This window comes from Gymnodinialimonas ceratoperidinii (assembly GCF_019297855.1).
GTDB lineage: Bacteria > Pseudomonadota > Alphaproteobacteria > Rhodobacterales > Rhodobacteraceae > Gymnodinialimonas > Gymnodinialimonas ceratoperidinii.
Genome location: NZ_CP079194.1, coordinates 2,457,694 through 2,482,791, shown reverse-complemented (window position 1 = coordinate 2,482,791; position 25,098 = coordinate 2,457,694). Strand labels below are relative to the sequence as shown.

Annotated in this window: 20 protein-coding genes; 14 read left to right on the top strand and 6 right to left on the bottom strand. The window is 65.9% G+C overall.

Features of this window, described 5'->3' with window-relative positions; translation table 11 throughout:
- The first annotated feature begins 94 nt into the window (after positions 1–94).
- A complete protein-coding gene (locus KYE46_RS11965; protein ID WP_219000844.1) occupies positions 95–2,011 on the top strand; it encodes a polysaccharide biosynthesis protein in 1,917 nt (638 codons plus the stop codon).
- A gap of 11 nt (positions 2,012–2,022) precedes the next feature.
- Here KYE46_RS11965 and KYE46_RS11960 read toward each other — a convergent pair whose 3' ends face one another.
- Positions 2,023–3,108 carry a Gfo/Idh/MocA family protein gene (locus KYE46_RS11960; protein WP_219000843.1) on the bottom strand — a complete coding sequence of 362 codons (1,086 nt, stop codon included), beginning with the start codon at positions 3,106–3,108 and terminating at the stop codon, positions 2,023–2,025.
- Positions 3,109–3,162: 54 nt separating this feature from the next.
- Complete coding sequence (locus KYE46_RS11955; protein WP_219000842.1) at positions 3,163–3,909, bottom strand: GntR family transcriptional regulator; 747 nt, start codon at positions 3,907–3,909, stop codon at positions 3,163–3,165.
- Between the two features lie 115 nt (positions 3,910–4,024).
- On the opposite strand from KYE46_RS11955, the gene KYE46_RS11950 reads away from it, so the two are divergent.
- Positions 4,025–5,179 carry an LLM class flavin-dependent oxidoreductase gene (locus KYE46_RS11950; RefSeq protein ID WP_219000841.1) on the top strand — a complete coding sequence of 385 codons (1,155 nt, stop codon included), beginning with the start codon at positions 4,025–4,027 and terminating at the stop codon, positions 5,177–5,179.
- 11 nt (positions 5,180–5,190) lie between these two features.
- Positions 5,191–6,081: an aldo/keto reductase gene (locus tag KYE46_RS11945; protein WP_219005102.1), complete on the top strand. Its 891-nt coding sequence runs from the start codon at positions 5,191–5,193 to the stop codon at positions 6,079–6,081.
- A 43-nt stretch (positions 6,082–6,124) separates the two neighbouring features.
- Here the strand turns inward: KYE46_RS11945 and KYE46_RS11940 are convergent, their stop codons facing one another.
- The 3 genes from KYE46_RS11940 to KYE46_RS11930 form a co-directional block, all read right to left on the bottom strand.
- On the bottom strand, positions 6,125–7,072 hold the full coding sequence (locus KYE46_RS11940; protein ID WP_219000840.1) for a glucokinase: 948 nt from the start codon (positions 7,070–7,072) through the stop codon (positions 6,125–6,127).
- An 83-nt stretch (positions 7,073–7,155) separates the two neighbouring features.
- Entirely contained in the window at positions 7,156–8,457 is a 1,302-nt protein-coding gene (locus KYE46_RS11935) for a GH1 family beta-glucosidase (RefSeq protein ID WP_219000839.1), read from the bottom strand.
- A gap of 40 nt (positions 8,458–8,497) precedes the next feature.
- Positions 8,498–9,532 carry a substrate-binding domain-containing protein gene (locus tag KYE46_RS11930; protein ID WP_219000838.1) on the bottom strand — a complete coding sequence of 345 codons (1,035 nt, stop codon included), beginning with the start codon at positions 9,530–9,532 and terminating at the stop codon, positions 8,498–8,500.
- A gap of 258 nt (positions 9,533–9,790) precedes the next feature.
- Here KYE46_RS11930 and KYE46_RS11925 point away from each other — a divergent pair, with 258 nt between their 5' ends.
- The 8 genes from KYE46_RS11925 to KYE46_RS11890 all read left to right on the top strand — a co-directional run bounded on the left by KYE46_RS11925 (position 9,791) and on the right by KYE46_RS11890 (position 19,936).
- The gene (locus KYE46_RS11925; protein WP_219000837.1) at positions 9,791–11,140 is read left to right on the top strand and encodes an ABC transporter substrate-binding protein; all 1,350 of its coding nucleotides are present in this window, start codon (positions 9,791–9,793) and stop codon (positions 11,138–11,140) included.
- Positions 11,141–11,264: 124 nt separating this feature from the next.
- On the top strand, positions 11,265–12,242 hold the full coding sequence (locus KYE46_RS11920) for a carbohydrate ABC transporter permease (RefSeq protein ID WP_219000836.1): 978 nt from the start codon (positions 11,265–11,267) through the stop codon (positions 12,240–12,242).
- A 39-nt stretch (positions 12,243–12,281) separates the two neighbouring features.
- Positions 12,282–13,502, top strand: coding sequence for a carbohydrate ABC transporter permease (locus KYE46_RS11915; RefSeq protein WP_219000835.1), 1,221 nt, complete (start codon positions 12,282–12,284; stop codon positions 13,500–13,502).
- A 23-nt stretch (positions 13,503–13,525) separates the two neighbouring features.
- Positions 13,526–15,187: an alpha-amylase family glycosyl hydrolase gene (locus KYE46_RS11910; RefSeq protein WP_219000834.1), complete on the top strand. Its 1,662-nt coding sequence runs from the start codon at positions 13,526–13,528 to the stop codon at positions 15,185–15,187.
- 17 nt (positions 15,188–15,204) lie between these two features.
- Positions 15,205–16,338, top strand: coding sequence for an ABC transporter ATP-binding protein (locus tag KYE46_RS11905; protein WP_219000833.1), 1,134 nt, complete (start codon positions 15,205–15,207; stop codon positions 16,336–16,338).
- A gap of 184 nt (positions 16,339–16,522) precedes the next feature.
- On the top strand, positions 16,523–18,328 hold the full coding sequence (gene edd, locus KYE46_RS11900) for a phosphogluconate dehydratase (RefSeq protein ID WP_219000832.1): 1,806 nt from the start codon (positions 16,523–16,525) through the stop codon (positions 18,326–18,328).
- Between the two features lie 109 nt (positions 18,329–18,437).
- On the top strand, positions 18,438–19,079 hold the full coding sequence (eda, locus tag KYE46_RS11895) for a bifunctional 4-hydroxy-2-oxoglutarate aldolase/2-dehydro-3-deoxy-phosphogluconate aldolase (protein WP_219000831.1): 642 nt from the start codon (positions 18,438–18,440) through the stop codon (positions 19,077–19,079).
- 230 nt (positions 19,080–19,309) lie between these two features.
- On the top strand, positions 19,310–19,936 hold the full coding sequence (locus tag KYE46_RS11890; RefSeq protein ID WP_219000830.1) for an outer membrane protein: 627 nt from the start codon (positions 19,310–19,312) through the stop codon (positions 19,934–19,936).
- A 79-nt stretch (positions 19,937–20,015) separates the two neighbouring features.
- Here KYE46_RS11890 and KYE46_RS11885 read toward each other — a convergent pair whose 3' ends face one another.
- Complete coding sequence (locus KYE46_RS11885; RefSeq protein ID WP_219000829.1) at positions 20,016–21,203, bottom strand: pyridoxal phosphate-dependent aminotransferase; 1,188 nt, start codon at positions 21,201–21,203, stop codon at positions 20,016–20,018.
- Positions 21,204–21,488: 285 nt separating this feature from the next.
- On the opposite strand from KYE46_RS11885, the gene cysS reads away from it, so the two are divergent.
- From cysS to KYE46_RS11870, 3 genes are all read left to right on the top strand, one after another.
- The gene (gene cysS, locus KYE46_RS11880; protein WP_219000828.1) at positions 21,489–22,832 is read left to right on the top strand and encodes a cysteine--tRNA ligase; all 1,344 of its coding nucleotides are present in this window, start codon (positions 21,489–21,491) and stop codon (positions 22,830–22,832) included.
- Positions 22,833–23,019: 187 nt separating this feature from the next.
- On the top strand, positions 23,020–24,639 hold the full coding sequence (cimA, locus tag KYE46_RS11875; RefSeq protein WP_219000827.1) for a citramalate synthase: 1,620 nt from the start codon (positions 23,020–23,022) through the stop codon (positions 24,637–24,639).
- On the top strand, positions 24,636–25,094 hold the full coding sequence (locus KYE46_RS11870) for a hypothetical protein (RefSeq protein WP_219000826.1): 459 nt from the start codon (positions 24,636–24,638) through the stop codon (positions 25,092–25,094). The genes cimA and KYE46_RS11870 overlap by 4 nt, the downstream gene beginning before the upstream one ends.
- Positions 25,095–25,098: the final 4 nt, after the last annotated feature.

Sequence of the window (25,098 nt, the reverse complement as noted above, 5' to 3'; positions counted from 1 at the left end):
GACCTCGTCCACCTGACAAATCGCATGGTTGCTATCCTCGCACGGCCTTCGCAGGCGGTCTCTCTGGACGTGCGTGCCTCAGTCGGAGGACTTGATGTCAGTAAGTGCCCTGTCCCGTCGCCAGAAACGGCTGATGTTCCTGACGTTCGACTGGGGATTGGTGCCGATTGCGCTCTACCTTGCCTATGCGCTGCGTTTCGGGACGGCGCTGCCTCTGCAACAGATCCTTCCGTCGCTGCCGCAGTTCATGGTGATCGCGTCGCTGGCGCCCTTGCTGATCGTGGTCTACCGGCTGCCGTGGATCAAGCTGACGGCGCTCGACATCACGTCGCTTGTCCGCATCGCCTCGGCGGCGGCGGTTTTCGGCATCGTTGCGATGGCGGTGAGCTATGTCCTGACCCTCGGGGCGCCGCGGTCGGTCCCGATCATCTTCGCGGTGATGTTCTTCGGCCTCTCGGTCGGCGGCCGCACCGTCGCCTGCCTCCTGCTGCAACGCCCGTGGTTCCGTCCGGAAGGCGTGCCGGTGGCGATCTATGGGGCAGGGGCGGCGGGCATCCAGATGGCCTCGGCCCTGCGCCGCTGTGCCGAGGTGCACCCGGTCACCTTCGTGGATGACAACCCGGCGCTGCACGGGCTGATCATATCGGGCCTCTCAGTCGCGCCGCCCAAGCGCCTGCGCACCATGGTGGCGGGCGGCCACGTGGAGCGGGTGCTCGTGGCGATGCCGTCGCTTCCCAAGACAGAGCTCGACGCCCTGCTGACGCGGCTGGCGGATCTGCCCTGCGAGGTGCAGGTGCTGCCCTCCTACGTGGACCTCATTTCGGGGCGGGAGAGCGAGATGAAAACCGTCTCGCCAGAGGCGCTTCTGGGCCGGGACAAGGTCGCGCTCGACGTGCCTGACATCGCGACAGCCTATGCCGGACGATCGGTGATGGTGACCGGCGCGGGCGGGTCGATCGGATCGGAATTGTGCCGCCAGTTGCTCGACTGCAACCCGGCGCGGATCGTGTTGTTCGAGCGGTCGGAGTTGGCGCTCTACCAGATCGACCGGGAGATCCGCGCGCTTGCCGAGGCGCGGCGCATCGAGGTGGCGACACGGCTCGGTTCGGTCTGCGACGCGGGGCGGCTCCGCGCGGTTATGGCCTCCGACGGGGTAGAGATCGTCCTGCATGCGGCGGCCTATAAACATGTGCCGCTGGTCGAGGGTAACGAGCTGGAGGGCGCGCGGAACAACACCCTCGGCACGCAGGTCGTGGCGGCGGCGGCGGAGGCTGCGGGCTGCGAACGCTTCATCCTGATCTCGACCGACAAGGCGGTGCGTCCCACGAACATCATGGGCGCAAGCAAGCGGATGGCCGAGCTGGTGGTGCAAGACATGGCCTCGCGGCCGAGCGGCACGCGCTTCTCCATGGTGCGCTTCGGCAATGTGTTGGGCTCCTCCGGCTCCGTGCTGCCGCTGTTCCAGGAGCAGATCCGCAAGGGCGGCCCGGTCACGGTCACCCACGCAGAGGTCACGCGCTACTTCATGACCATCCCCGAGGCGGCGCGGCTGGTGTTGCTGGCAGGGGCCTATTCCACCGGCGGAGAGGTCTTCGTGCTGGATATGGGCAAGCCGATGCGCATCCTCGACATCGCCCGGCGGATGATCCAGATGTCCGGCGCCACGGTGCGCGAAGGGCGCGAGACCCACGGCATTCCGATCGAGATTTCGGGCCTGCGTCCGGGGGAGAAACTCTACGAGGAATTGCTGATCGACTCGGCCTCTCTCGTGGCGACCCCGCATGAGAAAATCATGGTGGCGCAAGAGCATAGCCTGAGCCAGATCGAAGTCGCGGGGATGTTGCGAGAGCTGCGTTCAGCCGTGGACGACGACGACGCGGGCCGGGTGCGCCGCACGGTGGCGGCTTTCGTGAAGGGGTATCAGGCGCCGAACGACGGCGCCGGTCCCAAGCCCCGCCCGACAGGGCTGACGGACGCGACCGCGCGGGCCGCGTCTGATGTACCGGCCTAGGCCGGGACCGCTCAGCGCAGGTCGATCGCGCGGCCGGTCCGCGCGCTTTCCTGCGCGGCCATGCCCATGCGCACGGCCGCCGCCCCGTCCGCCAAGGTGACCTGCGGCTTGGCGCCGTTGCGCACCACGTCGAGGAATTGGACGTGCTGGTAATAGGTCGATCCGTGGTGGTCGCCTGCCGTCAGGAGATTGGCGTCGACCGGGGTCTCGTGCACCACCTGTCCGGTCGCGGGCATCCGCGGGCTCACCACCACCTTGGGCACCGGCGCGGGGCCGAGGTCGGTGTTCCAGAACCGGGTCGGGCCGGGGACCTTGGCTTCGATCTTGCCGGCGGGACCGACGGCGCTGATCTCTTCCTGATAGGCGCTGCCCTCGGCGAACATGCACAGCTCCAGCATCGCGCGGGCGCCGCCGGCGAAGTCGAGGATCGCGTAGCCGTTGTCCCAGATATCCGAGGTCTCGCCGTCATAGACCTCGTCAAGGTGGTTGACCGATTGCCCGGCGCTGGCCATGACGCGGATCGGCTCGTCATCGAGGATCAGCCGCATGAGGTCGAAGAAATGGCAGCATTTCTCCACCAGCGTCCCCCCGGAATTCCGGTTGAAGCGGTTCCAGTCGCCCACCTTTTCGAGGAACGGAAAGCGATGCTCGCGGATCGTCAGCATCTTGATGCCCCCGGTCACCCCACCCGCCATCTCGCGGAACTTGGCGATGGGCGGCATGTAGCGGTATTCCATCGCCACCCAGATCGGCGCCTTGTAGCTTTCCAGCGCGGCGACCGCCTCGGCGTCTTCCGGCGCGGTGTAGAGCGGTTTTTCGCAGAGAATCGGCAGCGTCACCTGCGCGGTGATCTGCTTGAGTTGCCCGACGTGGCAGTGGTTCGGCGAGGCGATGACCAGCGCATCCAGATCATCGCGCGCCAGCAGCGCGTCGAGGCTGTCGCAGCGCACCGCATCGGGCGCCTGGGCCTGCGATCTCTCCGCCATCATGTCGTTGGGCTCGAAGAAGGCCGCCACGGAGGCGCCCTCTTGCAAACGGATGTTGCGGATGTGCTCCTGGCCCATCATTCCGGCGCCTATGAGACCGTATTTGGTCATGCTAACTCCCTCGTTTTGTTGGCCATTTCAGGCCTCCCGTGTCCGCCGACGCCCTCAGGGCACCCGCGCGTAATATTGTGCCTTCTCCGGATTGAACCACGTCCAGGACGCCTCGCAGGGGGCGCCGTTCTGGTCGTAGGCGCGGCGCTCGATGAAACCCGCGAGCGTGCCTGCCGCGAGCCCCAGTTCCGGCGGCGTCCAATCCGGCAATCGCGCGGCGCTGATCATGTCCTCGGCCTCGCGGATGTGCAGGCCGAGCCGGTCCGCGTAGGTCCGGTAGAGCGATTCCGAGACCGTGCGCGCGTTCAGCCCGGCCTCATCATGCCAGCGCAGATCGAGCCAGATTTCTTCGACCGCGACGGGGGTGTCGGCCAGAAACCGAAGCCGGCGCATTCGGATCCCTTCATCGTGGGCGCGCCCGATATCGGGCAGGGCGTCGGGCTTCGGCGCCTTGCGAATATCCAGAAGGCGCGCGGTCGGCAGGCCGCCGCCGGTGCCGCGCAGCTCGAGCCGGAAGAGCGCATAGGTGCCGATGTTCGTCGCACCGCCCAGTACGTAATTGCCCGATCCCTGCCGACGCTCGATCAACCCCCGCTCCTCCAGCAGGTGCAGGGCCTTGCGCAGGGTCGCCACCGCCACACCATGGGCGCGCGCCATTTCGCGCTCGGGGGGGAGCTTCTCTCCGGCGGCCAGCCGCCCCCCGCCGATGTCGATCGTAAGGGTCTCGGCGATGCGCAGATAGGTGGGCAGGGCGCCCGTTGCCTCGATGGGAGACCGGTCGGTTTTCGAGCCCTCGGACATCACGACCTCCCGCGCGGTTTCCGAAATTGATATACCATTGATATACCTCTCCCGGATTGCTACGCCTTGAGGTCAGAGGGGTCAAGAGCCCGCATCGGCGAAAGGGAGAGTGCACATGACTGTGGTTCCGGTCACATCCGCAGATCTGGACGCGGCGGAGGTCAGCTGGTTCGCAGCGCTCTGCTCGGACGACTACGAATTCCTCGGCGTGCCTGACGGTAAACTGCGCTCGTCATGGGACCATTGCAGCGGATTGGTGCAGGAGGCCGAGGCGCAGGGTTTCCGCAACATCCTCTGCCCCTCGTCCTATCAGGTCGGTCAGGACACGCTGTCCTTCGTCGCCGGTTGCGCGCCGATTACCAGCAAGATCAACCTCTTGGCGGCGGTCCGCTGCGGCGAGATGCAACCGATCATGCTCGCGCGGACCATCGCGACGCTCGATCACATGCTGGAGGGGCGGCTGACGGTGAACATCATCTCGTCCGATTTTCCCGGTGAGAAGGCCGAGAGCGCCTACCGCTACCAGCGCTCGCGCGAAGTGGTGGAGATCCTGAAGCAGGCCTGGACGCAGGACGAGATCAATTACCACGGCGAAGTCTATGATTTCGAAGGCCTGAGCACCGATCCCGTGCGGCCCTATCAGACCGGTGGCCCGCTGCTCTACTTTGGCGGCTACTCGCCGTCGGCGCTGGAACTCTGCGGGCAGCATTGCGACGTCTACCTGATGTGGCCCGAGCCGAAAGAGGCGCTGGCGCAGCGGATGCGGGACGTGAACGCGGTCGCCGAAACCTATGGCCGCACGCTGGATTACGGGCTGCGGGTGCATATGATCGTCCGCGATACGGAGGCCGAAGCCCGCGAATATGCGGAGCATTTGACCTCGAAGCTCGATGACGAATACGGCCAGTTGATCCGCGAACGCGCGCTCGACAGCACGTCGCTCGGGGTCTCGCATCAGGCCAAGGCGCGCGAATTGGCGGACAAGTTCGGCTACGTGGAGCCGCATCTCTGGACCGGCATCGGCCGTGCCCGTTCGGGCTGCGGCGCCGCACTGGTGGGCTCGGCCGATCAGGTCCTGACCCAGATCGAGGAATACAAGAAGATGGGCATCCGCGCCTTCATCTTCTCGGGCTATCCGCATATGGATGAGTGCAAGCACTTCGGCCGGCTCGTCATGCCGGAGCTGAAAACATGTTCATTGCCAGAGGTTTACGGGCGCGTCCCGGACTCGGTGCCAGCAACGCCATTGGGCGTGGGGGAGAGACGATGACAAAAGTCGAGATGGATCGGATTGACGTGGGCGGGGTTGAAATGTCCCGCATCGTCTATGGCATGTGGCGCTTGGGAGATGGCGAGGATACCTCCGCCGCCCATGTGCAGGCGAAGGTCGAGGCCTGTCTGGCGCAGGGCATCACGACCATGGATCAGGCGGATATCTACGGCGGCTACGAGGCCGAGGCCCTGCTTGGCCACGCGCTGAAGGCGGCGCCGGATCTGCGCGACAGGATCGAGATCGTGACCAAATGCGATATCGTGGCGCCGATCGGGAAGCATTCCGACAAGCGGGTGAAATATTACGACACCAGCGCGGATTACATCACCCGCTCGGTCGAAAGCTCGTTGAAGAACATGAACATCGACGTGATCGACCTGCTGTTGGTCCACCGCCCCGATCCGCTGATGGACCACGCCGACACCGGGGCTTGCCTCGACGCGCTGGTGGCATCGGGCAAAGTGCGCGCGGTGGGGACGTCGAACTTTCGCCCGTGGGATTGGGAGCTGTTGCAATCGGCGATGAGCACACGGCTCGCCACCAACCAGATCGAAGCCTCCGTCCTCTGCCACGTGCCTTTCACCAACGGCGACGTGGCCTTCCATCAGCGTCACGGCCAGCCGATCATGGCGTGGTCACCGCTCGCGGGCGGCGCGCTCTTTGGCGAGGAAGGGGCCGCCGTGAGGGCGGTTCTGGAGCGGATCGGCAAGGGGCATGGCGTCGGCGCGGAGGCGGTTGCGGTGGCATGGTTGCTGCGTCATCCGTCGCGGATCCTGCCGGTGATGGGGACCAATAACCTCAACCGGATCAGTGCCTTGTCGGACGCTCTTAAGGTATCTCTTGACCGTCAGGACTGGTACGAGATCTACACGGCGGCGCTTGGCCACGAGGTAGCCTGAGGCGCACAGGACGCGCGGTTGCGCCGCGCGTCGAAGCCCTGTCTCAGCCCCGTGCGAGGTGGCTGGCGCAGCCGGTCAGCGCGGCGTAATCGTCGCTGACCACGCAGACGCCGAATTGCTCCATGAAGGTCGAGAACCGGCCCTTGGAGCGGAAGGCGGCGGCGAATTCGAATTGCTCGAGGTAGGGCGCAAACGCGCGGGTGACGCCGCCCACGAGCGACACGCCGCCAAAGGGCAGATGCGACAGCGCGAGGTTCCCGGCCACGTCGCCCAGAACCTTCACGAACAGCGCGCCGGTGTCCGTCGCCAGCGCCTCGCCCTCACCAATGCGCGCCAGAATGTCCGCGGGATCGACGGTTTCGCCGTGAAGTGCCGCGTGAAGCTGGCTCACGCCCCGGCCGGACAGCACCTCTTCGACGGAGGGGTAGCCCTGCGAATCCGTCAGGTTCTCCAGCAGCGGGTGCAGCTCGGTGATCGAGGTCGGCAGGCTCACGTGACCGGCTTCGGACGGGGGCACGAACCGGCCCGCCTTGGTGTCGAAGACCGGGCAGGCGTTGAAGCCGGTGCCAAGGCCGATGACAAGTTTCGCCGCCGTTTCCGGCACTTCGGGCTGTGGCAGGATGGTTTCGAGATCCGCCTCCGCGATATTGCCGATGGCGTGGCCTTGCGCCTGCAGATCGTTGAGGACCGCGACATGCTCAGCCGTCAGCGCCTCGGCCAAGACGGCCTTGTCGATGCGCCAGTCAAGGTTGGTGAGCGTGCCGACACCGTCATGCACCGGGCCGGCCATGGCCACGCAGACCCCGGTGATGCCATCGGCATTCTGCCCGCTGTCTTCCAGATAGCGCGCGATGACCGAGGCGATCCCGTCGAATTCCGCGTTGCGATACCGCCGGACGCTGTCCACCTGGACCGTCGCCGCATCGGCCAATGCGACGCGGGTGTTGGTGCCGCCGATATCGGCGACCAGCGAGAGAGCTGGGGGAACCATAAGTCTATTTCCTTAACGCACTGTTAGCGCCACCAGTTTGCCAGCCTGACGCGCGCTGCGCCACCCAATAACCAGCCCGGCGGTCATGCCCACCATTTTGCCAGAGCGTGATAGGACGCTTTTGGCGTCCGTGCCAAGGTCTCAAAATCAACATGGACGAGGCCGAAGCGCTTCTCGTAGCCCAGGGACCACTCGTAGTTGTCGAGCAGGGACCAGACGAAGTAGCCCGCAACCGGCGCGCCTTCGGCGATGGCGGCGCGCACGGCGTCGAGGTGATCGCTCAGGTAGGCGATGCGCTCGGGGTCCGGGGTAGGGGCCGAGGCCATGCCGTTCTCGGTCACGTAGATCGGCAGATCGCCGGTATATTCGCGCGCCGTGCGGGTGAGGAAATCCTGCAGGCCGCGGGGGTAGATCTCCCAATCCATGTCGGTGAGGGGACCTTGCGTGCCCGCGTAATCATAGGCCGGCCAGGGCGCGTCGGTGCCGCGGAGCCGCTTGCGCGTGTAATAGTTAACGCCGACCCAATCCAGCGGAGAGCGGATGGTGGCGAAATCGTCCTGCCAGCCCTTCGGCAGATGCGGCTCCAGCCCCTCCAGCACCTCGGCCGGGTATTCGCCCTTGAACAGGCCGCCCAGGAAAAACCGATTGTAAATAGCGTCATAGCGGGTGGCGGCGGTGACGTCGGCGGCGCTGTTTGTCAGCGGCGTGGCCCATTCGAAGTTGCACACGGCGCCGAGGTTGCTGACGCCCAGACCCTTCATCACCTGCGTCGCGCGCCCGTGGCTGAGCAGCACGTGATGCATGGCGCGGGCGGCGGCGCGGATGTCGCGCATGCCCGGGGCGTGGTGGCCCTCGAAATGCGAAAGCCAACTGACGCACCACGGCTCGTTGATCGGGGCGGCGGACCAGGTCCGGTCGCCGATGCGCGACATGATGACTTCGGTGAAATCGGCAAACCAATCGGGCATGTCGGCGTTGCGCCAGCCGCCCAGATCGGCCAGCGGTTGCGGCAATTCCCAATGGTAGAGGGTCACGGCGGGCTTGATCCCGCGCTCCAGCAGGCCGTCGACAAGGCGGTCGTAGAAATCGAGCCCTTCGACATTGGGGCGCCCGCGCCCCTCGGGAAGAACCCGCGCCCAGGAGGTGGAGAAGCGGTAGACGTCGGCGCCGAGGTCCCGGATCAGGTCGAGGTCTTCGTCCATGCGGTGGTAATGGTCGCAGGCAAGCGCGCCATCCTCGAACCGCACGACATTGCCGGGGGTGGCGGCGAAGCTGTCCCAATGGGTCTGCCCGGCACCGCCCGCGGCGTGGCCTTCGATCTGGTAGGCAGAGGTGGCGACCCCGAAATCGAAGCCTTCGGGGAAATCGGCGCGGGTGAAGTTCATCGGATATCCTTAACGGCGTTAACTTTTCGGCGCGGTGCGCTCATGACGGGGCAGGGCCGGTGGACCGCCCGAGGCTCAGGTCGGTCTCCCACAGCTCCTGCAGCGGCGGTTGTGACGGGTTGTCGATCAGCGCCAGCAGCATCTCGGCGCAGCGCTCTCCGGCGGCGCGGATCGACGAACGGGTGGCGGTGAAGGCGGGCCCCTCGGGCGCGTTGATCCCGTCGTTGGCCATGTAGCTCAGCACATCATCGTGGCAGATGATCGAAATATCGCGCCCGGTGCGCAAGCCCCGCTCGCCGGCGGCGCGACGCACACCGATGGCGGTGATGATGGAGGAGACGAGGAAGGCCGTGGGGGCGTCGTCCTGATCCAGAAGCGCGCTGGCGGTGCGGTGGCCGTATTGCTCGGTCATCGCGGCGGAGTGCATGAAGGCGGGGTTCACCGGCACGCCGCGCGCGGCCATGGCCTCCTCGAACCCGCGGCGACGGCGCAGGGCGAAATCCAGCGTTTCCTGTCCGTTCAGCAGGCTGATCCGCCGGTGACCCAGATCCAGCAGCAGGTCCGTGGCCCGGCGAAAGGCGCGGGCGTTGGCGACATCGAGCCAGCTGTAGCCGGCAGGCTCGGCGGTGCGGCCGTGGACGACGAAGGGCAATTCCAGGTCCTGCAACAGCGCGATGCGCGGATCGTCGAGCTTGGGTGCCTGCACCATCACGCCATCGACGGAGGCATTGGTCGCCATCTGGCGGTAGGCGTCCTCCACTCCTTCAAGCGGCACCATCGAGAGCAGCAAATCATAGCCTTCGCGCGCATAGACCCCGCCCGCGCCGGTGATGAAGTCGGCGAAGATCGGGTTTACCAACTCCTCCTTGCCCGAGAGGGGGATGACGTGGCCGATCGCCATGGAGCGGCCGGTGGCCAGTTTCCGGGCGCGCGAGTTGGGCGTGTAATTCGCAGCCTTCGCGGCCGCCTGCACCCGCAGCCGCGTCGCCTCGCTCACCTCCGGATAGCCGTTCAGGGCGCGGCTGACCGTGGTCTGGCTCAAGCCAAGCTGTTCGGACAATTGCCTGAGGTTCATCGGTTGCGGGGCTTTCAAAGCGGTTTGGTAGCTTCCAAAGCTAGGGAAGGATGCCGGGGCTGTCAAAGAGGATTTTGACGCTCAGTCCCGTGAAAGGCCGGAAAATGAGGCGCTGCAAAGCCTCCGAAAAATCCGTTGACAGATGGTTTTTCTTGCGCGACTTTGCGCATGGTTCAAAGCGCTTTGAAAGCTGGTGGAGATCGGGGAGTTTGCACCCCGCAGCCCAAGGCGCAGGTTCAACTGACTGGGAGGTCACCAATGAAGACGATTTATCTCGCCAGCGCCGCCGCGCTGGCATTTTCCGCGAGTGGTGCACTGGCCGATGGCCATGTGTCGCATGTTTTCCCCGTGGGCGAGGGCGCCTTCAACTGGGATAGCTACAATGCCTATGCCGATGCCTTCGACCTGTCCGGTCAGGAGCTGACGATCACCGGTCCCTGGACTGGCGCGGACGCCGAGCTGGTGAACTCGGTCATCGACTATTTCGAGAGCGCGACGGGCGCGACGGTGCAATATTCCGGCTCCGACAACTTCGAGCAGGACATCGTGATCGCCACGCAGGCTGGCTCGGCGCCCAACATCGCCGTCTTCCCGCAGCCCGGCCTGATGACCGACCTCGCATCGCGCGGCGCGCTGACGCCGCTGGCGCCTGAAACCGCCGACTGGGTGCGCGACAACTACGCCGCGGGCGACAGCTGGGTTTCGCTCGGCACTGCTGCCGGCCCCGAGGGGGAGGAGGCGCTCTACGGCTTCTTCTACAAGGTCGACCTGAAATCGCTGGTCTGGTACTCGCCCGAGGCCTTCGAGGAGGCCGGCTACGACGTGCCGGAAACGATGGAGGAGCTTCTCGCGCTCAACGACCAGATCGTGGCCGACGGCGAGACGCCGTGGTGCATCGGTCTGGGTTCCGGCGGCGCGACGGGCTGGCCCGCGACCGACTGGGTCGAGGACCTGATGCTGCGCACGCAGTCGCCCGAGGTCTATGACGCATGGGTCTCCAACGAGATGCCCTTCGACGCGCCCGAGGTCGTCAACGCGATCGAGACCTTCGGCACCTTCGCGCGCAACGAGGACTACGTGAACGGCGGCGTCGAAGCGGTGGCCTCCACCGACTTCCGCGAAAGCCCGCTGGGCCTCTTCTCCTTCCCGCCCGAGTGCTACATGCACCGTCAGGCCTCCTTCATCCCGACCTTCTTCCCGGAAGACGCGGAGGCGGATTTCTTCTACTTCCCCGCCTACGAGGGTGAAGACCTCGGCTCCCCGGTTCTGGGGGCGGGCACGCTCTTCGGGATCACCGACGACAGCGAAGCGGCGCAGGCCTTCATGGCCTTCCTGCAGACCGAGATCAGCCACGAAGTCTGGATGGCGCAATCGGGCTTCCTGACCCCGCACCAGGGCGTCAACGCCGAGCTCTTCGGCTCTGACACCCTGCGGCAGATGAACGAGATCCTGCTCGATGCCACCACCTTCCGCTTCGACGCATCCGACCTGATGCCGTCCGAGATCGGGCAGGGCATCTTCTGGTCCGGCATGGTCGATTACGTCGGCGGCGAAGACGCCGCCTCGGTCGCGGGCCGCATCCAGGATCGCTGGTCCGAGATCCAGTAAACGCCTCAAAAGACTGCCGCTTCCCGCCGCGCGCGGGGGGCGGCCTTGGCCGGGGCTGCGGTGCCCGGCTTGCTTCTGCCTCCCGGCGCGGTAGGCTGGTCCACGCACATCGGAGGGCGCGCGCATGTCGCCAATTCTACAGGGCATCATCACGATCATTGTCGGTGTTGGCGGCTGCGTTGGCTATTTCTACGCAGCGAACCTCTTTCTCGACAAAGTGCTGTTCCCGGCCCGTGGCCCCAACGCCGGGCGCAACATCAACCGCGCCAACATGGTGCGGCCCTGGGTCTTCCTCTTTCCCGCCGTCTTCGCCCTCGGCCTCTATCTCATGTATCCGGTCGTGGGCTCCTTCGTGCGCTCGCTCTATGACCGCTCGGGCAACGACTTCGTGGGGGCGGGCAACTACGTGCGCCTGTTCAACAACCCCGATTTCCGACAGGCCTTCTTCAACAACATCCTCTGGGCGCTGGTCGTGCCCGCCGTCACCACCTTCATGGGCCTGCTGATCGCGCAGCTGACCGACCGGTTGAGCTGGGGCAACATCGCCAAATCGATCATCTTCATGCCGATGGCGATCTCCTTCGTGGGCGCCTCGCTGATCTGGAAGTTCGTCTACGCCCAGGACCCGGACCTCGGCATCATCAACGCGATCCGCGCCAGCTTCGGCGGCGCGCCGCTCGACCCGCTGCAAATTCCGTTCTGGAACAACTTCCTGCTGATGGTGATCCTGATCTGGATTCAGACCGGCTTCGCCATGGTGATCCTCTCCGCCGCCCTGCGCGGCGTGCCGGAAGAGACGATCGAGGCCGCCATCATCGACGGCGCCAACCCGTTTCAGGTGTTCTTCAAGATCAAGGTGCCGCAGATCATCGGCACCATCGTCGTGGTCTGGACCACGATCACGATCCTCGTACTGAAGGTCTTCGACATCGTCTACACGATGACCGGCGGTAACTATGGCACCGAGATCCTGCCGTCCTTCATGATGGATTTCATGTTCCGCGATGACGGGCAGGCGACGGCGGTGGCCTTCGTCATCATGCTGGTGGTGCTGCCGGTGATGATCTGGAACATCGTGCAAGCCCGCAAGGAGATGCGCTGATGGCCCACCCCCATCCGGCAGACGCAAGGAGCGCGCACAATGGATAACATTGCAGGCCAGAAATCCGGCCTCTCCATCGTCACCAACGTGGTGGTCTTCCTGATTGTGTTGATCTGGCTGATCCCGACCGTGGGCCTCTTCGTCTCGTCGTTCCGCGACCGCGAGCAGATCAGCGTTTCGGGCTGGTGGGAAGCGCCGTTCTCGGTCGAGTTGACCTACCGCACCCGCGCCGATGACGCGCCCACGCGCGACGGTGATCTCTACGTGGCACAGGGCAACATCTTCGAGACCGGAGAGGTGCAGGATCAGTTCACCTCGGGCGCAAGCTCCATCGCCGCCTTCGGCCTGCGCGGGCGTGAGCCGGGGGCCTTCGCCGCCGGTGAAACCGCCGAGAACAACGACGGCGGCACCGTGGTGGTCAACGCCGACGGCTCTTACGTCTACACCTCCACCGAACCGCTCGATGAGCGCGGCCCGCGGCTCTATTTCCTTGCCGAGACGCCGCCCGATTTCACCATGGGCAACTACGCCCAAGTGCTCACCGGCCTCGATGAGGAGGAACGCGCGCAGGAGATCGCGTCCGGGTCCAGTTTCGGCGAGCTGCTGTTTGAGGAGACGGGGATTTTCCGCAATTTCGTCAACACGCTGACCGTGACGATCCCGGCCACGATCATCCCGATCCTGATCGCGGCTTTCGCGGCCTATGCGCTGGCGTGGATGGATTTTCCGGGCCGTGGCTTCCTGATCGCCTGCGTCGTGGGGCTTCTGGTGGTGCCGCTGCAACTGGCGCTGGTGCCGCTGTTGAACCTGCACAACCAGATCGGCATCGGGCAGAGCTTCCTCGGCATCTGGCTGGCCCATACCGGCTTCGGGCTGCCGCTCGCCGTCTACCTGCTGCGCAACTACATGGTCGGCCTGCCGCGCGACATCATCGAAAGCGCCAAGGTCGACGGCGCGACGGATTTCCAGATCTTCACCAAGATCATCCTGCCGCTGTCCTTCCCGGCGCTGGCCTCCTTCGCCATCTTCCAGTTCCTGTGGACGTGGAATGACCTGCTGGTCGCCAAGGTGTTCCTGCCGTCGGCCGGGGATGCGCAGGTGATGACCGTGAAGATCGCCGACGATCTTCTGGGCTCGCGCGGCGGCGATTGGGGCATCCTCGCCTCGGCCGCCTTCGTTTCCATCGCGATCCCGCTGATCGTGTTCTTCTCCATGCAACGCTACCTCGTCCGCGGCCTGCTGGCCGGGTCGGTGAAGTAAACCCTCAACGCTTCGAGTAATTCATGACTGCAAACCTCGCCCTGTCGCCTGACCAGATCCTTGCCCCCGATGCCGATTGGTGGCGCGGTGCGGTGATCTACCAGATCTATCCGCGCAGCTTTCAGGACAGCAACGGCGACGGCATCGGCGATCTGAACGGGATCACCGCGCGCCTGAGCCATATCCAGAGCCTCGGCGTCGATGCGATCTGGATCTCGCCCTTCTTCACCTCTCCGATGAAGGATTTCGGCTACGACGTCAGCGATTATTGCGACGTTGATCCGATGTTCGGCTCGCTGTCGGATTTCGACGTTCTGATCGAGACGGCCCATACGCTTGGGCTGAAGGTGATGATCGACCTCGTGCTGTCCCATACCTCGGACCAGCATCCGTGGTTCATCGAGAGCCGGGCCGACCGCGACAACGACCGGGCCAATTGGTACGTCTGGTCCGACCCGAAGGACGATGGCACGCCGCCCAACAACTGGCTCTCGATCTTCGGCGGCTCGGCATGGCAATGGGACGCGGGGCGCGAGCAGTATTACCTGCACAACTTCCTCGTCTCGCAGCCCGACCTCAACTTCCACGAACCCGCGGTGCAGGACGCGCTGCTGGACGTGGCCCGTTTCTGGCTCGGGCGCGGGGTCGATGGCTTCCGCCTCGACACGATCAACTTCTACATCCACGACAAGCAGCTCCGCTCGAACCCGGCGCTGCCCAAGGAAGAGCGCGACGACACGATCGCCCCCTCGGTGAACCCCTACAATCACCAGCTGCACCTCTACTCCAAGAACCAGCCCGAGAACCTCGATTTCCTGCGCCGCTTCCGCTCGGTGCTCGACGAGTTTCCCGCCACGACCACCGTGGGCGAGGTCGGTGACGCCCAGTTCGGGCTTGAGATCATGGGCCAGTACACCGCCGGCGATGACCTCGTTCACATGTGCTACACCTTCGAGTTTCTCGCCAAGGAAAGGCCCACGGCCGCGCGGTTTGCCGATGTGCTCTCGCGCATCGACGCCGCCGCGCCCGACGGTTGGGCCTGCCTTGCCTTCTCCAACCACGACGTCGTCCGCCATGCCTCGCGCTGGGAACTGCCCCCGGCGGCCATGCGCGCGCTGACGACCCTGATGATGTGCCTGCGCGGCTCGCTCTGCCTCTACCAGGGGGAGGAGTTGGGCCTGCACGAGGCCGACGTGCCTTTCGAGGCGCTGCAGGACCCCTATGGCATTGAATTCTGGCCCGAATTCAAGGGCCGCGACGGGTGCCGCACGCCCATGGTCTGGGAGATGTCGAACCAGAACGCCGGCTTCAGCGAGGGCCAGCCCTGGCTGCCGGTCCCGCATGAGCATCTGTCCCATTCCGTCGCCGCGCAAGAGGCTGATCCCGGCTCTCTCCTGCACCACTACCGCCGCGCGATTGCCTTCCGCCACGCCCACCGCGCGCTGGTCAAAGGCACCCACGCGGACGTTCAGGCCAGCGGCGATATCCTGCATTTCACCCGCAGCCACGGCGACGAGACCCTGTTCATCGCGATCAACCTCTCCGGCGACCCCGCCGAGATGGCCGCGCCCGAGGGCAACTGGCTGCAGATCGGACAGGAACTCGGCTCCACCGGCCTCGCGCCGGACGGAAAATTGCATCTTGGTCCGTGGCAGCCCGCGCTCGCGCTGCGCATGAACGCTTAGTTAAGGGAGTCAGACGGATGGCCGAATTGAAGCTCACGGATGTCGAAAAGACCTACGGCGGCACCGTTCAGGTGCTGCGCGACATCAACCTCGAGATCGAGCAGGGCGAGCTTGTCGTCTTCGTCGGCCCCTCGGGCTGCGGCAAATCCACCTTGCTGCGGATGATCGCCGGTCTCGAGAAAATCACCGGCGGCACGCTGGAGATCGACGGTCAGGTCGTCAACGACGTTCCCCCCTCCGAGCGCGGCATCGCCATGGTGTTCCAGTCCTACGCGCTCTATCCGCACATGACCGTGCGCGACAACATGGCCTTCGCCCTGAAGATCGCGGGCGACGACAAGGCCACGATCAACGCCAAGGTGCAGGCCGCGGCCGAGAAGCTGCAGCTGGAGAATTTCCTCGACCGTCTGCCCAAGGCGCTTTCGGGCGGCCAGCGCCAGCGCGTGGCCATCGGACGCTCCATCGTGCGCGATCCCAAGGTCTACCTCTTTGACGAGCCGCTCTCCAACCTCGACGCCTCGCTGCGGGTCGCCACCCGCATTCAGATCGCGCAGCTGAAAGAGGAAATGCCCGACAGCACAATGGTTTACGTGACCCACGACCAGGTGGAGGCGATGACGCTCGCCTCGCGCATCGTGGTGCTTGCGGGCGGCGGCGTGGCGCAGGTTGGCGCGCCGCTGGACCTCTACGAGCGGCCCAATTCCACCTTCGTGGCGAAGTTCATCGGCTCTCCGGCGATGAACCTTCTGGGCGGCACGATTGTGGGCACCGGCGCGGTCACCACCGTGAAGACCCACGAGGGCGGCGGCACGATCACCTCCGACTACCCCTCGACCGAGGCCGACATGGGCGCCGAGGTCGAGGTCGGCATCCGCCCCGAGGACATGGAAGAGACCGCGACCGGGGATTTCGCCTTCGAGGGCAAGGTCGCCATCACCGAGGCCTTGGGCGAGGTCACGCTCCTTTATTTCGACACCGACGCCCCGGATCAGGAGCCCATCATCGGCAAGCTGCCCGGCATCCACAAGGACCTGCGCGGGTCCAACGTCAGGCTCACCGCCGCCGCCGACAAGGTGCACCTGTTCAAGGACGGCATCTCGCTGCTCTACCGTGATCAGAAGGTGTTCCTGCCGGGTGTTCAGCCCCATTGATCCCCGGCCATCCGGGCGGCCCGCGCCGAGGTCTGAGACCCGGCCGGGCAGGGCGCTTGGAAAGACCCTTTCGACTGTGAGATAATGGGCACGGGACACCCTTCAGCCCTGCGTTTTCGGCCTCTGGACGTGTTAGCGCTAACATGATAGCAGATGCCCAACCAACCTCACGGGAGGAGCTTCCATGCCGCTCGACAACCGCATTCAAGAGATCACAGACCGCATCATCGACCGCTCGCGCCCGACCCGCGAGCCCTATCTGGACCGGATGCGCAAGCTCGCCGAAGACGGCCCCCGCCGGGCGCATCTGACCTGCGGCAACCAGGCGCACGCCTATGCGGCGATGGAGGGCGACAAGGACGCGCTGGTGGCAGCACGGGCGCCCAATATCGGGATCGTGACGGCTTATAACGACATGCTTTCCGCACACCAACCCTTTGAAACCTATCCACAAAAGATCAAGGACGCCGCCCGCGCGGTGGGGGCCACGGCACAGGTGGCCGGCGGCGTACCAGCGATGTGTGATGGCGTCACCCAGGGCCAGGTGGGCATGGAACTCTCGCTGTTTTCGCGCGACGTGATCGCCATGGCCGCGGGCGTGGCGCTCAGCCACAACACCTTCGACGCGGCGCTCTACCTCGGGGTCTGCGACAAGATCGTGCCGGGCCTCGTGATGGCGGCGGCGACCTTCGGCTACATGCCCGCGCTCTTCGTGCCGGCGGGCCCCATGGTCTCCGGCCTGCCCAACGACGAGAAGGCCCGCGTGCGCCAGCAATTCGCCGCCGGCGAGGTGGGCCGCGACAAGTTGATGGAGGCCGAGATGGCCTCCTACCACGGGCCGGGCACCTGCACCTTCTACGGCACGGCGAACTCAAACCAGATGCTGATGGAATTCATGGGCCTGCATCTGCCCGGCGCCTCCTTCGTCAATCCCGGCACCCCGCTGCGCGAGGCGCTCACCGTCGCCGCGACCGAGCGCGCCGCTGCGATCACCGGGCTCGGCAACGCCTATACGCCGGTCTGCGACATCCTCGACGAGAAGGCCTTCGTGAACGGCCTCGTGGGCCTCATGGCCACGGGCGGCTCCACCAACCTCGTGATCCACCTCATCGCCATGGCGCGCGCGGCGGGGATCATTCTGGAATGCAGCGATTTCAACGACATATCCGAGGTGACCCCGCTGATGGCGCGGGTCTATCCCAACGGTCTGGCGGATGTGAACCACTTCCACGCCGCCGGCGGGCTCGGCTACATGATCGGCGAATTGCTCGACGCGGGCCTGCTCCACGACGACGTGAAAACCGCCGCCGGTGATGGCCTGTCGCTCTACACGCAGGAACCCGCGCTCGAAGACGGCGCCTTCCACTACCGCGCGGGCACCAAGTCCAGCCTGAACGAAAAGATCCTGCGCCCGGTGACCGAGCCCTTCGCGCCCACAGGCGGTCTGGCCGAGCTGAAAGGCAACCTCGGCATCGGCGTGATGAAAGTCTCCGCTGTCGACCCCGAGCGGCACTGCATCGAGGCACCGGCGGCCATTTTCCATTCGCAGGAAGCGGTCAAGGAAGCCTTCAAGATCAAGGAGCTGGACCGCGATGTCGTCGTCGTCGTCCGCTACCAGGGCCCCAAGGCCAACGGCATGCCCGAGCTGCACTCGCTCACGCCGCTGCTCTCGATCCTGCAAGGCCGCGGCCACCGCGTGGCCCTCGTCACCGATGGCCGCATGTCCGGCGCCTCCGGCAAGGTGCCCTCCGCCATCCATGTCGCCCCCGAGGCGCTGGACGGCGGGCTGATCGGCAAGCTGCGCGACGGGGACATCGTCCGCGTCGACGCCACGAAAGGCACCCTCGATGTGCTGGCCGAGGGGGTCGCGGACCGCGCGCCCGAGCCGGTGGACCTCTCCGCCAATACCCATGGCGTGGGCCGCGAACTCTTCGAGATCTTCCGCCAGTCCGCCGGTCCCGCAACCAATGGCGCCGGCGTGGTGGTCTGACACCGCCCCCGCGCCGCACGCTCGCTCCGGGCTTCATCTTGGCCCGTACAACTCCCGCCGGAGGCTCCCGTCCCATCCGCGACCGCCCCGGCCAATTGGAAAGACGCCCATGACCCCGCAAGCCCAATCCGTCGCCGCCCACCGCATCGCGGCCCTCGCACCGATCATTCCCGTGCTCGTCGTCAACGACCCCGCCCATGCCGCGCCGCTGGCCCGCGCGCTGGTGAAAGGCGGCCTTCCCGCCCTCGAGGTCACGCTGCGCACGCCCTGCGCGCTGGAGGTCATCTCCGAGATGGCCACGGTCGACGGCGGCGCGGTCGGGGCAGGGACGTTGCTCACCCCGCAGGATGTCGAGAACGCCAAGGCCGCCGGCGCCACCTTCGGGGTCTCGCCCGGCGCCACGCAGCGCCTGATCGACGCCTGCATCGCCAACGAATTGCCGCTGCTGCCCGGCGCCGCCACGGCCTCCGAGGTCATGGCGCTGTTCGAGCAGGGCTTCGACATGCTGAAGTTCTTCCCCGCCGAAGCCAATGGCGGCGCCCCCGCGCTCAAGGCCATCGGCGCCCCGATCCCGCAGGTCTCCTTCTGTCCGACCGGCGGCGTCAGCATGGCAAACGCCAAGGATTACCTCAGCCTGCCCAACGTCGTCTGCGCCGGCGGCTCCTGGGTCGCGCCGAAAACGGCAGTGGAGGCCGGCGATTGGGACGAGGTCGAACGCCTCGCCAAAGAGGCCGCCGCGCTCCCCCGCTGAGGGTTCCACGCAACGCCAAATAATTTTCTGCAGACGGTGCCGGACGCGGCGGCAAAACGCCGAAAAATCCTGCCTTGTCAGCAGACAACAGCCCGCCTGCGGCCTTCACCTGCTTGTGAGGTGTATTCACGCTGCAACACCTTAGCTGTGACCCGGAACCAGCGCCAAAACGATGCGTTGGCTTCACGGAACCAAAACAGTTTCCAGACACGGAAAAGAGGAAAACAGCTATGAAATACGCAGTATTCGCAGGCACGCTCACCGGCCTTCTCGTCCCCGCCGCAGCTTTCGCTGGCGGCGTTGCCCCGACACCCGCCCCGGCACCCGCGCCCATCGTGGCCCCCGTCGCGCCGCTCGGCACCGACTGGACCGGCGCCTACGGCGGTATCCAGCTCGAGTACGGCGACGTGCAGACCGACGACACCGCACCTACCGTCGGCGACCTTGACGGCGACGGCGCCCTCTACGGCGTCTTCGGCGGCTACCGCTACGACCTCGGCAACGTGGTTGTCGGCGCCGAGCTGGACCTGAACTTCGCAGACATCGCGCTGGAAGATTCGGGCGGCGCTGAGATCGGCACCGTGGAATCCGTCCACCGTCTGGGTGGTGAGGTCGGCTACGACGCAGGCCCCGCACTCTTCTACGGTACCGCTGGTGTGGCCCAGGCCTCCGCTGAAATCGGTGGCACCGACTATGACGACACCGGCTTCTTCTACGGCGCTGGCATCGACTACATGCTGACCGACCAGGTCACCGTGGGTGCGGAAGTTCTGCAGCACGAGTTCGATGACTTCGACGGCACCGGTCAGGACATCTCTGGCACGTCCTTCGGCATCAACGCGGCCTTCCGCTTCTAATCTGCGGCAAGCCACAAGATCGGCCCGCTCCCATCCCGGGGGCGGGCCTTTTTCATGGGTTACTCACGCGCTCCCGCGCTTACGCCGCCTTTTCCGCCAGCTTGCGCGCCGTGAAGGCAAAGAGCCGGTCCAGCGCCTCGGCAAAGATCTCGTCGGGCAGGGTCAGCGCGACCCGGATATGCCCCTTGGCCGCCTCGCCGAAGCTTTCGCCCGGCATGATCGCCACGCGTTCCTCATCCAGCAGCATCTCGCCGAACTCCAGCCCGCTCAGCCCCGTCGCGCGGATGTCGAGCATCACGTACATGGCGCCCGCCGGCGGGATCGCCTTGATCGCCTGCTGGTCGGCCAGCCGCGCCAGCACCATGTCGCGACGGCGGCGGAACGGGGCCGCGACCTCGGCCTCGACCTTCGGGCCGCGCGACAGCGCATAGGCGCCCGCGTCCTGAATATAGCCCGGCACGCCATAGGTCGTGTGCGTCGAGAGGTTGATCAGATGGCCGATCGCCTCCGCCGACCCCGCGATCCAGCCAAGGCGCGAGCCGGTCATCGCGTGGCTCTTGGAGAGCGAGCCCACGGTCAGCGTCCGTCCGAACATGCCCGGCATGCTCGCGAAGGGGCGATGGGTGCCCTCCCAGACCTGCGCGTCATAGACCTCGTCCGAGATCACCCAGAGGTCGCGCGCCTCGGCCACCCGCGCGATCCCTTCGAGGGTCGCGTCGGAATAGACCGCGCCGGTGGGATTGTTGGGCGTGTTGATCAACAGGCTCTTGGCGCCTTCGCTGGCGTCCATCAGGTCCGCCTCGCGCGGCTGGAACCCATCCTCGGGACGCGCCGCGACCGCGCGCGGCACCGCGCCGACGCCCCGGATCGTGCCGGGGTAGGTGGCGTAATAGGGGTCGAACAGCAGCGCCGTGTCGCCATGGTCGCAGGCAAGGCTGTGGGCGGCGAAGAGCGCCGACTGCCCGCCGGGGGTGATCAGCACGTTCTCGGGGCCATAGGGAATATTGGCGAGCGATTGCAGGCGGCGCGCCACCAGCTCGCGCAGGTCTCGGGTGCCGGGCACGGCCGCATAACCGGTGTGGCCGCCCCGTGCAGAGGCCGCCATCGCGTCGAGGATATCCGGCGCGGTGCGGGTGTCATGCTCTCCGATGGTGAGTTCCAGCACCGGCTCGCCGGCGTCTTTCAGGGCGCGCGCGCGGTAGAACAGGCTCCAGCCGTCGTCACCGCCGCCGGTGATGCCGCTGAGGCGATTGGAAAAGGCGGGCATGGTAGAACCTCCAAAAACCGGGTCACGGGAATTGCGCGAAGGTGCTGCGTCATTTCCCGTGGCGCAACCCCAAATTCCACGTCCCCCGGCGCACCGGTGTCGCGCGCGATCTTGTCCCGTCACGGCCAGCCGTGCTAGGGGATTGCCATGACACACACATTGTCCTGTCCCGGCTGTCTCATTATCCGCTAAGTCTTGCGGACCGGCTACGTGTGGTTTCCTCTTTTCTGCCCATCTGCTAGCCCGGTCTCGCGCTCTGTTCCCGCCTGCCCGAAAGCCTGATCCATGGTAGAAATCCGCCTCAAGAACTCGAAGTCCCGCAAGATCGAGGTGTTGCAGCCGATCATCCCGGGCAAGGTCTCGATGTATCTCTGCGGGCCCACGGTCTATGACCGCGCCCACATGGGCAACGCGCGCTCGGCGGTGGTCTTTGACCAGCTCTTCCGGCTGCTGCGCCATGTCTACGGCGCCGAAAACGTCACCTTCGTGCGGAATTTCACCGACGTGGACGACAAGATCAACGCCCGCGCGGCGGAAGAGGGGCGCGAGATTTCCGATCTGACCGCCGAGACCGCGCAATGGTATCTCGACGACACCCGCGCGCTTGGCGTGCTGGACCCCAACCACATGCCCCGCGCCACCGGCTACATCGCCGAGATGATCGCCTTCATCGAGGATCTGATCGCCCGCGATTTCGCCTATGCCCGCGACGGTCACGTGCTGTTCCGGGTGCGCCGCTTCGACGATTACGGCGCGCTCTCGGGCCGCTCGGTCGACGACATGATCGCGGGCGCCCGGGTCGAGGTCGCGCCCTACAAGGAAGACCCGATGGACTTCGTGCTCTGGAAGCCGTCGACCGACGATATTCCGGGGTGGGAGAGCCCATGGGGCCGGGGGCGTCCGGGCTGGCACATTGAATGCTCGGCCATGGCCCATGCGCTTCTGGGCGAGAGCTTCGACATCCATGGCGGCGGCGCGGACCTGATGTTCCCCCACCACGAGAACGAGGTCGCCCAGTCCTGCGCGGCGGGCCACGGCTTCGCCAACATCTGGATGCACAACGAGATGCTGCAGGTCGAGGGTCGCAAGATGTCGAAATCTCTCGGCAATTTCTTCACCGTGCGCGAATTGCTCGAGAAGGGCATCCCGGGCGAGGTGATCCGTTTCGTGATGTTGTCCACCCATTACGGCAAGCCGATGGACTGGACCGAGAAGAAGCGCGCCGAGGCCGAGAAGACCCTGCGGAAGTGGTATGGGTTGGCCGAGGCCGGCGACGCGGTGCCCGAGGCAGTCGTCACGGCACTCGCCGATGATCTCAACACTCACCAAGCCCTGGCGGTGATGCACAAGCTCAACGGCGCCGATCTCGGCGCGGCCCTGTCGCTGATGGGGCTGTGGAGCGGCACCGTGCCAGATTGGGCGCAGGGCGGCGATGCAGCAGATCTGTCGGCCTATGCCACCCGCCTCTCCGAGGCGCGGGAAGCCGCGATGCAAAGCAAGGATTTCGCGGCGGTGGACGCGCTCAAATCCGCGCTCACGGCCGCCGGCGTCGAGGTCCGCATGTCGAAGGAAGGCGTGGACCTTGTGCCGGGTCCCGACTTCGACGCCGCCAAGCTGGAGGGGCTCTGATGCTCACCCCAACACAGGTTCGCCCCCGGCCCGAGGGTGAGGGCGTCTTCGCCCCCGCCCTGGGGGGCGGGTCGGGGGCGAACCGGATCGCAAGCGATCCGGCGGCAACAAGTCTTTCCAATAAATTAAACAAAATCAGTGGCTTGCAAGTTTGTTCAAGCTTGCACACCCCCGCCGGAGGCCCCCGATGAGCAAAGACCGCCTCTATCTCTACGACACCACCCTGCGCGACGGACAGCAGACCCAGGGCGTGCAATTCTCCACCCCTGAGAAGATCCGCATCGCCGAGGCCCTCGACGCCCTCGGCGTCGATTATATCGAGGGCGGCTGGCCCGGCGCCAACCCGACCGACAGCGCCTTTTTCGACGCGGCTCCTACGACCCGCGCCCGGATGACCGCCTTCGGCATGACCAAGCGGGCAGGGCGCTCGGCCGAGAACGATGACGTCCTCGCCGCCGTGATGAACGCGGGCACCGGCACGGTCTGCCTCGTCGGCAAGTCCCACGATTTCCACGTCACCGAAGCGCTCGGGATCTCGCTGGAGGAGAACGTCGAGAACATCCGCGCCTCCATCGCCCATCTCACCGCGCAGGGCCGCGAGGCGCTTTTCGATGCCGAGCATTTCTTCGACGGCTACAAGGCCAACCCCGACTACGCGCTGGAATGCATCCATGCGGCCGTCGACGCCGGCGCCCGTTGGGTCGTGCTCTGCGACACCAACGGCGGCACGTTGCCCTCGGAGATCGCCGAGATCACCCGCGCCGTCATCGCCTCGGGCCTGCCCGGCGACCGCTTGGGCATCCACACCCACAACGACACGGAAACCGCCGTCGCGGGCAGCCTTGCCGCGGTGGAGGCGGGCGCGCGGCAGATTCAAGGCACGCTCAACGGTCTGGGCGAGCGCTGCGGCAACGCCAACCTCACCACCCTGATCCCCACGCTGCTGCTGAAAGAGCCCTACCGCTCGCGTTTCGAGACCGGCATCGCCTGCGAGAAGCTGGAGGGCCTGACCCAGATCAGCCGGATGCTCGACGACATCCTCAACCGCGTCCCGCACCGTCAGGCGCCCTACGTCGGCGCCAGCGCCTTCGCCCACAAGGCCGGGCTGCACGCCTCGGCCATCGTCAAGAACCCCGCGACCTACGAACATGTGGAGCCCGGCGTCGTCGGCAACGCCCGCATCATCCCGATGTCGAACCAGGCCGGTCAGTCGAACTTGCGCAAGCGGTTGGCGGACGCGGGGCTGGAGGTCGAGAAGGACAATCCGGCCCTGCCGCGCATCCTCGATACGATCAAGGAGCGCGAGGATCAGGGCTATAGCTTCGACACCGCCCAAGCCTCGTTCGAACTGCTCGCCCGCAAGGCGCTTGGCTTGCTGCCGGAGTTCTTCGAGGTCAAGCGCTACCGGGTGACGGTGGAGCGCCGCAAGAACAAGTACGACCGGATGACGAGCCTCTCCGAGGCGGTGGTCGTGGTGAAGATCGGCGACGAGAAAAAGCTCTCGGTCAGCGAGTCGATGGACGAATCCGGCAGCGACCGGGGCCCGGTGAACGCGCTCTCCAAGGCGCTGGCCAAGGACCTCGGGCCGTACCAGCGCTTTATCGAGGATATCCGGCTGGTCGACTTCAAGGTGCGCATCACCCAAGGCGGCACCGAGGCGGTCACCCGCGTCATCATCGACAGCGAAGACAGCAACGGCCGGCGCTGGTCCACCGTGGGCGTGTCCCCCAACATCGTCGACGCCAGCTTCGAGGCGCTGCTGGACGCGGTGAACTGGAAACTGATCCACGAGGGAGCCAAACCATGAGCGACGTGCCTCTGACTGCCGACGACATGGCGGCGCTGACGCCGCAACGGCTCAGTAATCTCGAGCGCTACGACGACGGCTTCCGCACCGTCGAGGTCGTCAACGCGGACGACAAGGTCTGGGTCCTGACCGCAGATGCAGATGGCGGCGACCTCACCACGCTGACCGAGCCGGGGCGCTTCGCGCAGACATGGGCCCGGCTCGCGCCGCATCTGGTAGGCCTCTCCGCCGAGGTCGGGACGCCTTCGGCCGAGGACGGCCTGCGCCACGAGATCGCCGTGCATCTGCCCGACGGCACCGCGTTGCGATGGGTCGGCCACGGCGAGGATAACGACGTCTACCATGCCACCGCCGCCTTCGGGATGGAGGGGGAGCGTGATTATGCGGACCTCGACCTCGAACAGGTGGATCAGGGGCATCCGATGATGACCGCGCCTCTGGGCGACTGGCCCTGATCAT

What these genes read in the sequence shown, in the direction of transcription:
- cysS (WP_219000828.1), top strand. Translation starts at nt 21,489, where the DNA reads ATGGTAGAAATCCGCCTCAAGAACTCGAAGTCCCGCAAGATCGAGGTG.
- KYE46_RS11965 (WP_219000844.1), top strand. Translation starts at nt 95, where the DNA reads ATGTCAGTAAGTGCCCTGTCCCGTCGCCAGAAACGGCTGATGTTCCTG.
- KYE46_RS11935 (WP_219000839.1), bottom strand. Translation starts at nt 8,457, where the DNA reads ATGAACTTCACCCGCGCCGATTTCCCCGAAGGCTTCGATTTCGGGGTC.
- KYE46_RS11950 (WP_219000841.1), top strand. Translation starts at nt 4,025, where the DNA reads ATGACTGTGGTTCCGGTCACATCCGCAGATCTGGACGCGGCGGAGGTC.
- KYE46_RS11920 (WP_219000836.1), top strand. Translation starts at nt 11,265, where the DNA reads ATGTCGCCAATTCTACAGGGCATCATCACGATCATTGTCGGTGTTGGC.
- KYE46_RS11940 (WP_219000840.1), bottom strand. Translation starts at nt 7,072, where the DNA reads ATGGTTCCCCCAGCTCTCTCGCTGGTCGCCGATATCGGCGGCACCAAC.
- KYE46_RS11915 (WP_219000835.1), top strand. Translation starts at nt 12,282, where the DNA reads ATGGATAACATTGCAGGCCAGAAATCCGGCCTCTCCATCGTCACCAAC.
- KYE46_RS11945 (WP_219005102.1), top strand. Translation starts at nt 5,191, where the DNA reads ATGGATCGGATTGACGTGGGCGGGGTTGAAATGTCCCGCATCGTCTAT.
- KYE46_RS11870 (WP_219000826.1), top strand. Translation starts at nt 24,636, where the DNA reads ATGAGCGACGTGCCTCTGACTGCCGACGACATGGCGGCGCTGACGCCG.
- eda (WP_219000831.1), top strand. Translation starts at nt 18,438, where the DNA reads ATGACCCCGCAAGCCCAATCCGTCGCCGCCCACCGCATCGCGGCCCTC.
- KYE46_RS11905 (WP_219000833.1), top strand. Translation starts at nt 15,205, where the DNA reads ATGGCCGAATTGAAGCTCACGGATGTCGAAAAGACCTACGGCGGCACC.
- KYE46_RS11925 (WP_219000837.1), top strand. Translation starts at nt 9,791, where the DNA reads ATGAAGACGATTTATCTCGCCAGCGCCGCCGCGCTGGCATTTTCCGCG.
- KYE46_RS11885 (WP_219000829.1), bottom strand. Translation starts at nt 21,203, where the DNA reads ATGCCCGCCTTTTCCAATCGCCTCAGCGGCATCACCGGCGGCGGTGAC.
- edd (WP_219000832.1), top strand. Translation starts at nt 16,523, where the DNA reads ATGCCGCTCGACAACCGCATTCAAGAGATCACAGACCGCATCATCGAC.
- KYE46_RS11910 (WP_219000834.1), top strand. Translation starts at nt 13,526, where the DNA reads ATGACTGCAAACCTCGCCCTGTCGCCTGACCAGATCCTTGCCCCCGAT.
- KYE46_RS11930 (WP_219000838.1), bottom strand. Translation starts at nt 9,532, where the DNA reads ATGAACCTCAGGCAATTGTCCGAACAGCTTGGCTTGAGCCAGACCACG.
- KYE46_RS11955 (WP_219000842.1), bottom strand. Translation starts at nt 3,909, where the DNA reads ATGTCCGAGGGCTCGAAAACCGACCGGTCTCCCATCGAGGCAACGGGC.
- cimA (WP_219000827.1), top strand. Translation starts at nt 23,020, where the DNA reads ATGAGCAAAGACCGCCTCTATCTCTACGACACCACCCTGCGCGACGGA.
- KYE46_RS11960 (WP_219000843.1), bottom strand. Translation starts at nt 3,108, where the DNA reads ATGACCAAATACGGTCTCATAGGCGCCGGAATGATGGGCCAGGAGCAC.
- KYE46_RS11890 (WP_219000830.1), top strand. Translation starts at nt 19,310, where the DNA reads ATGAAATACGCAGTATTCGCAGGCACGCTCACCGGCCTTCTCGTCCCC.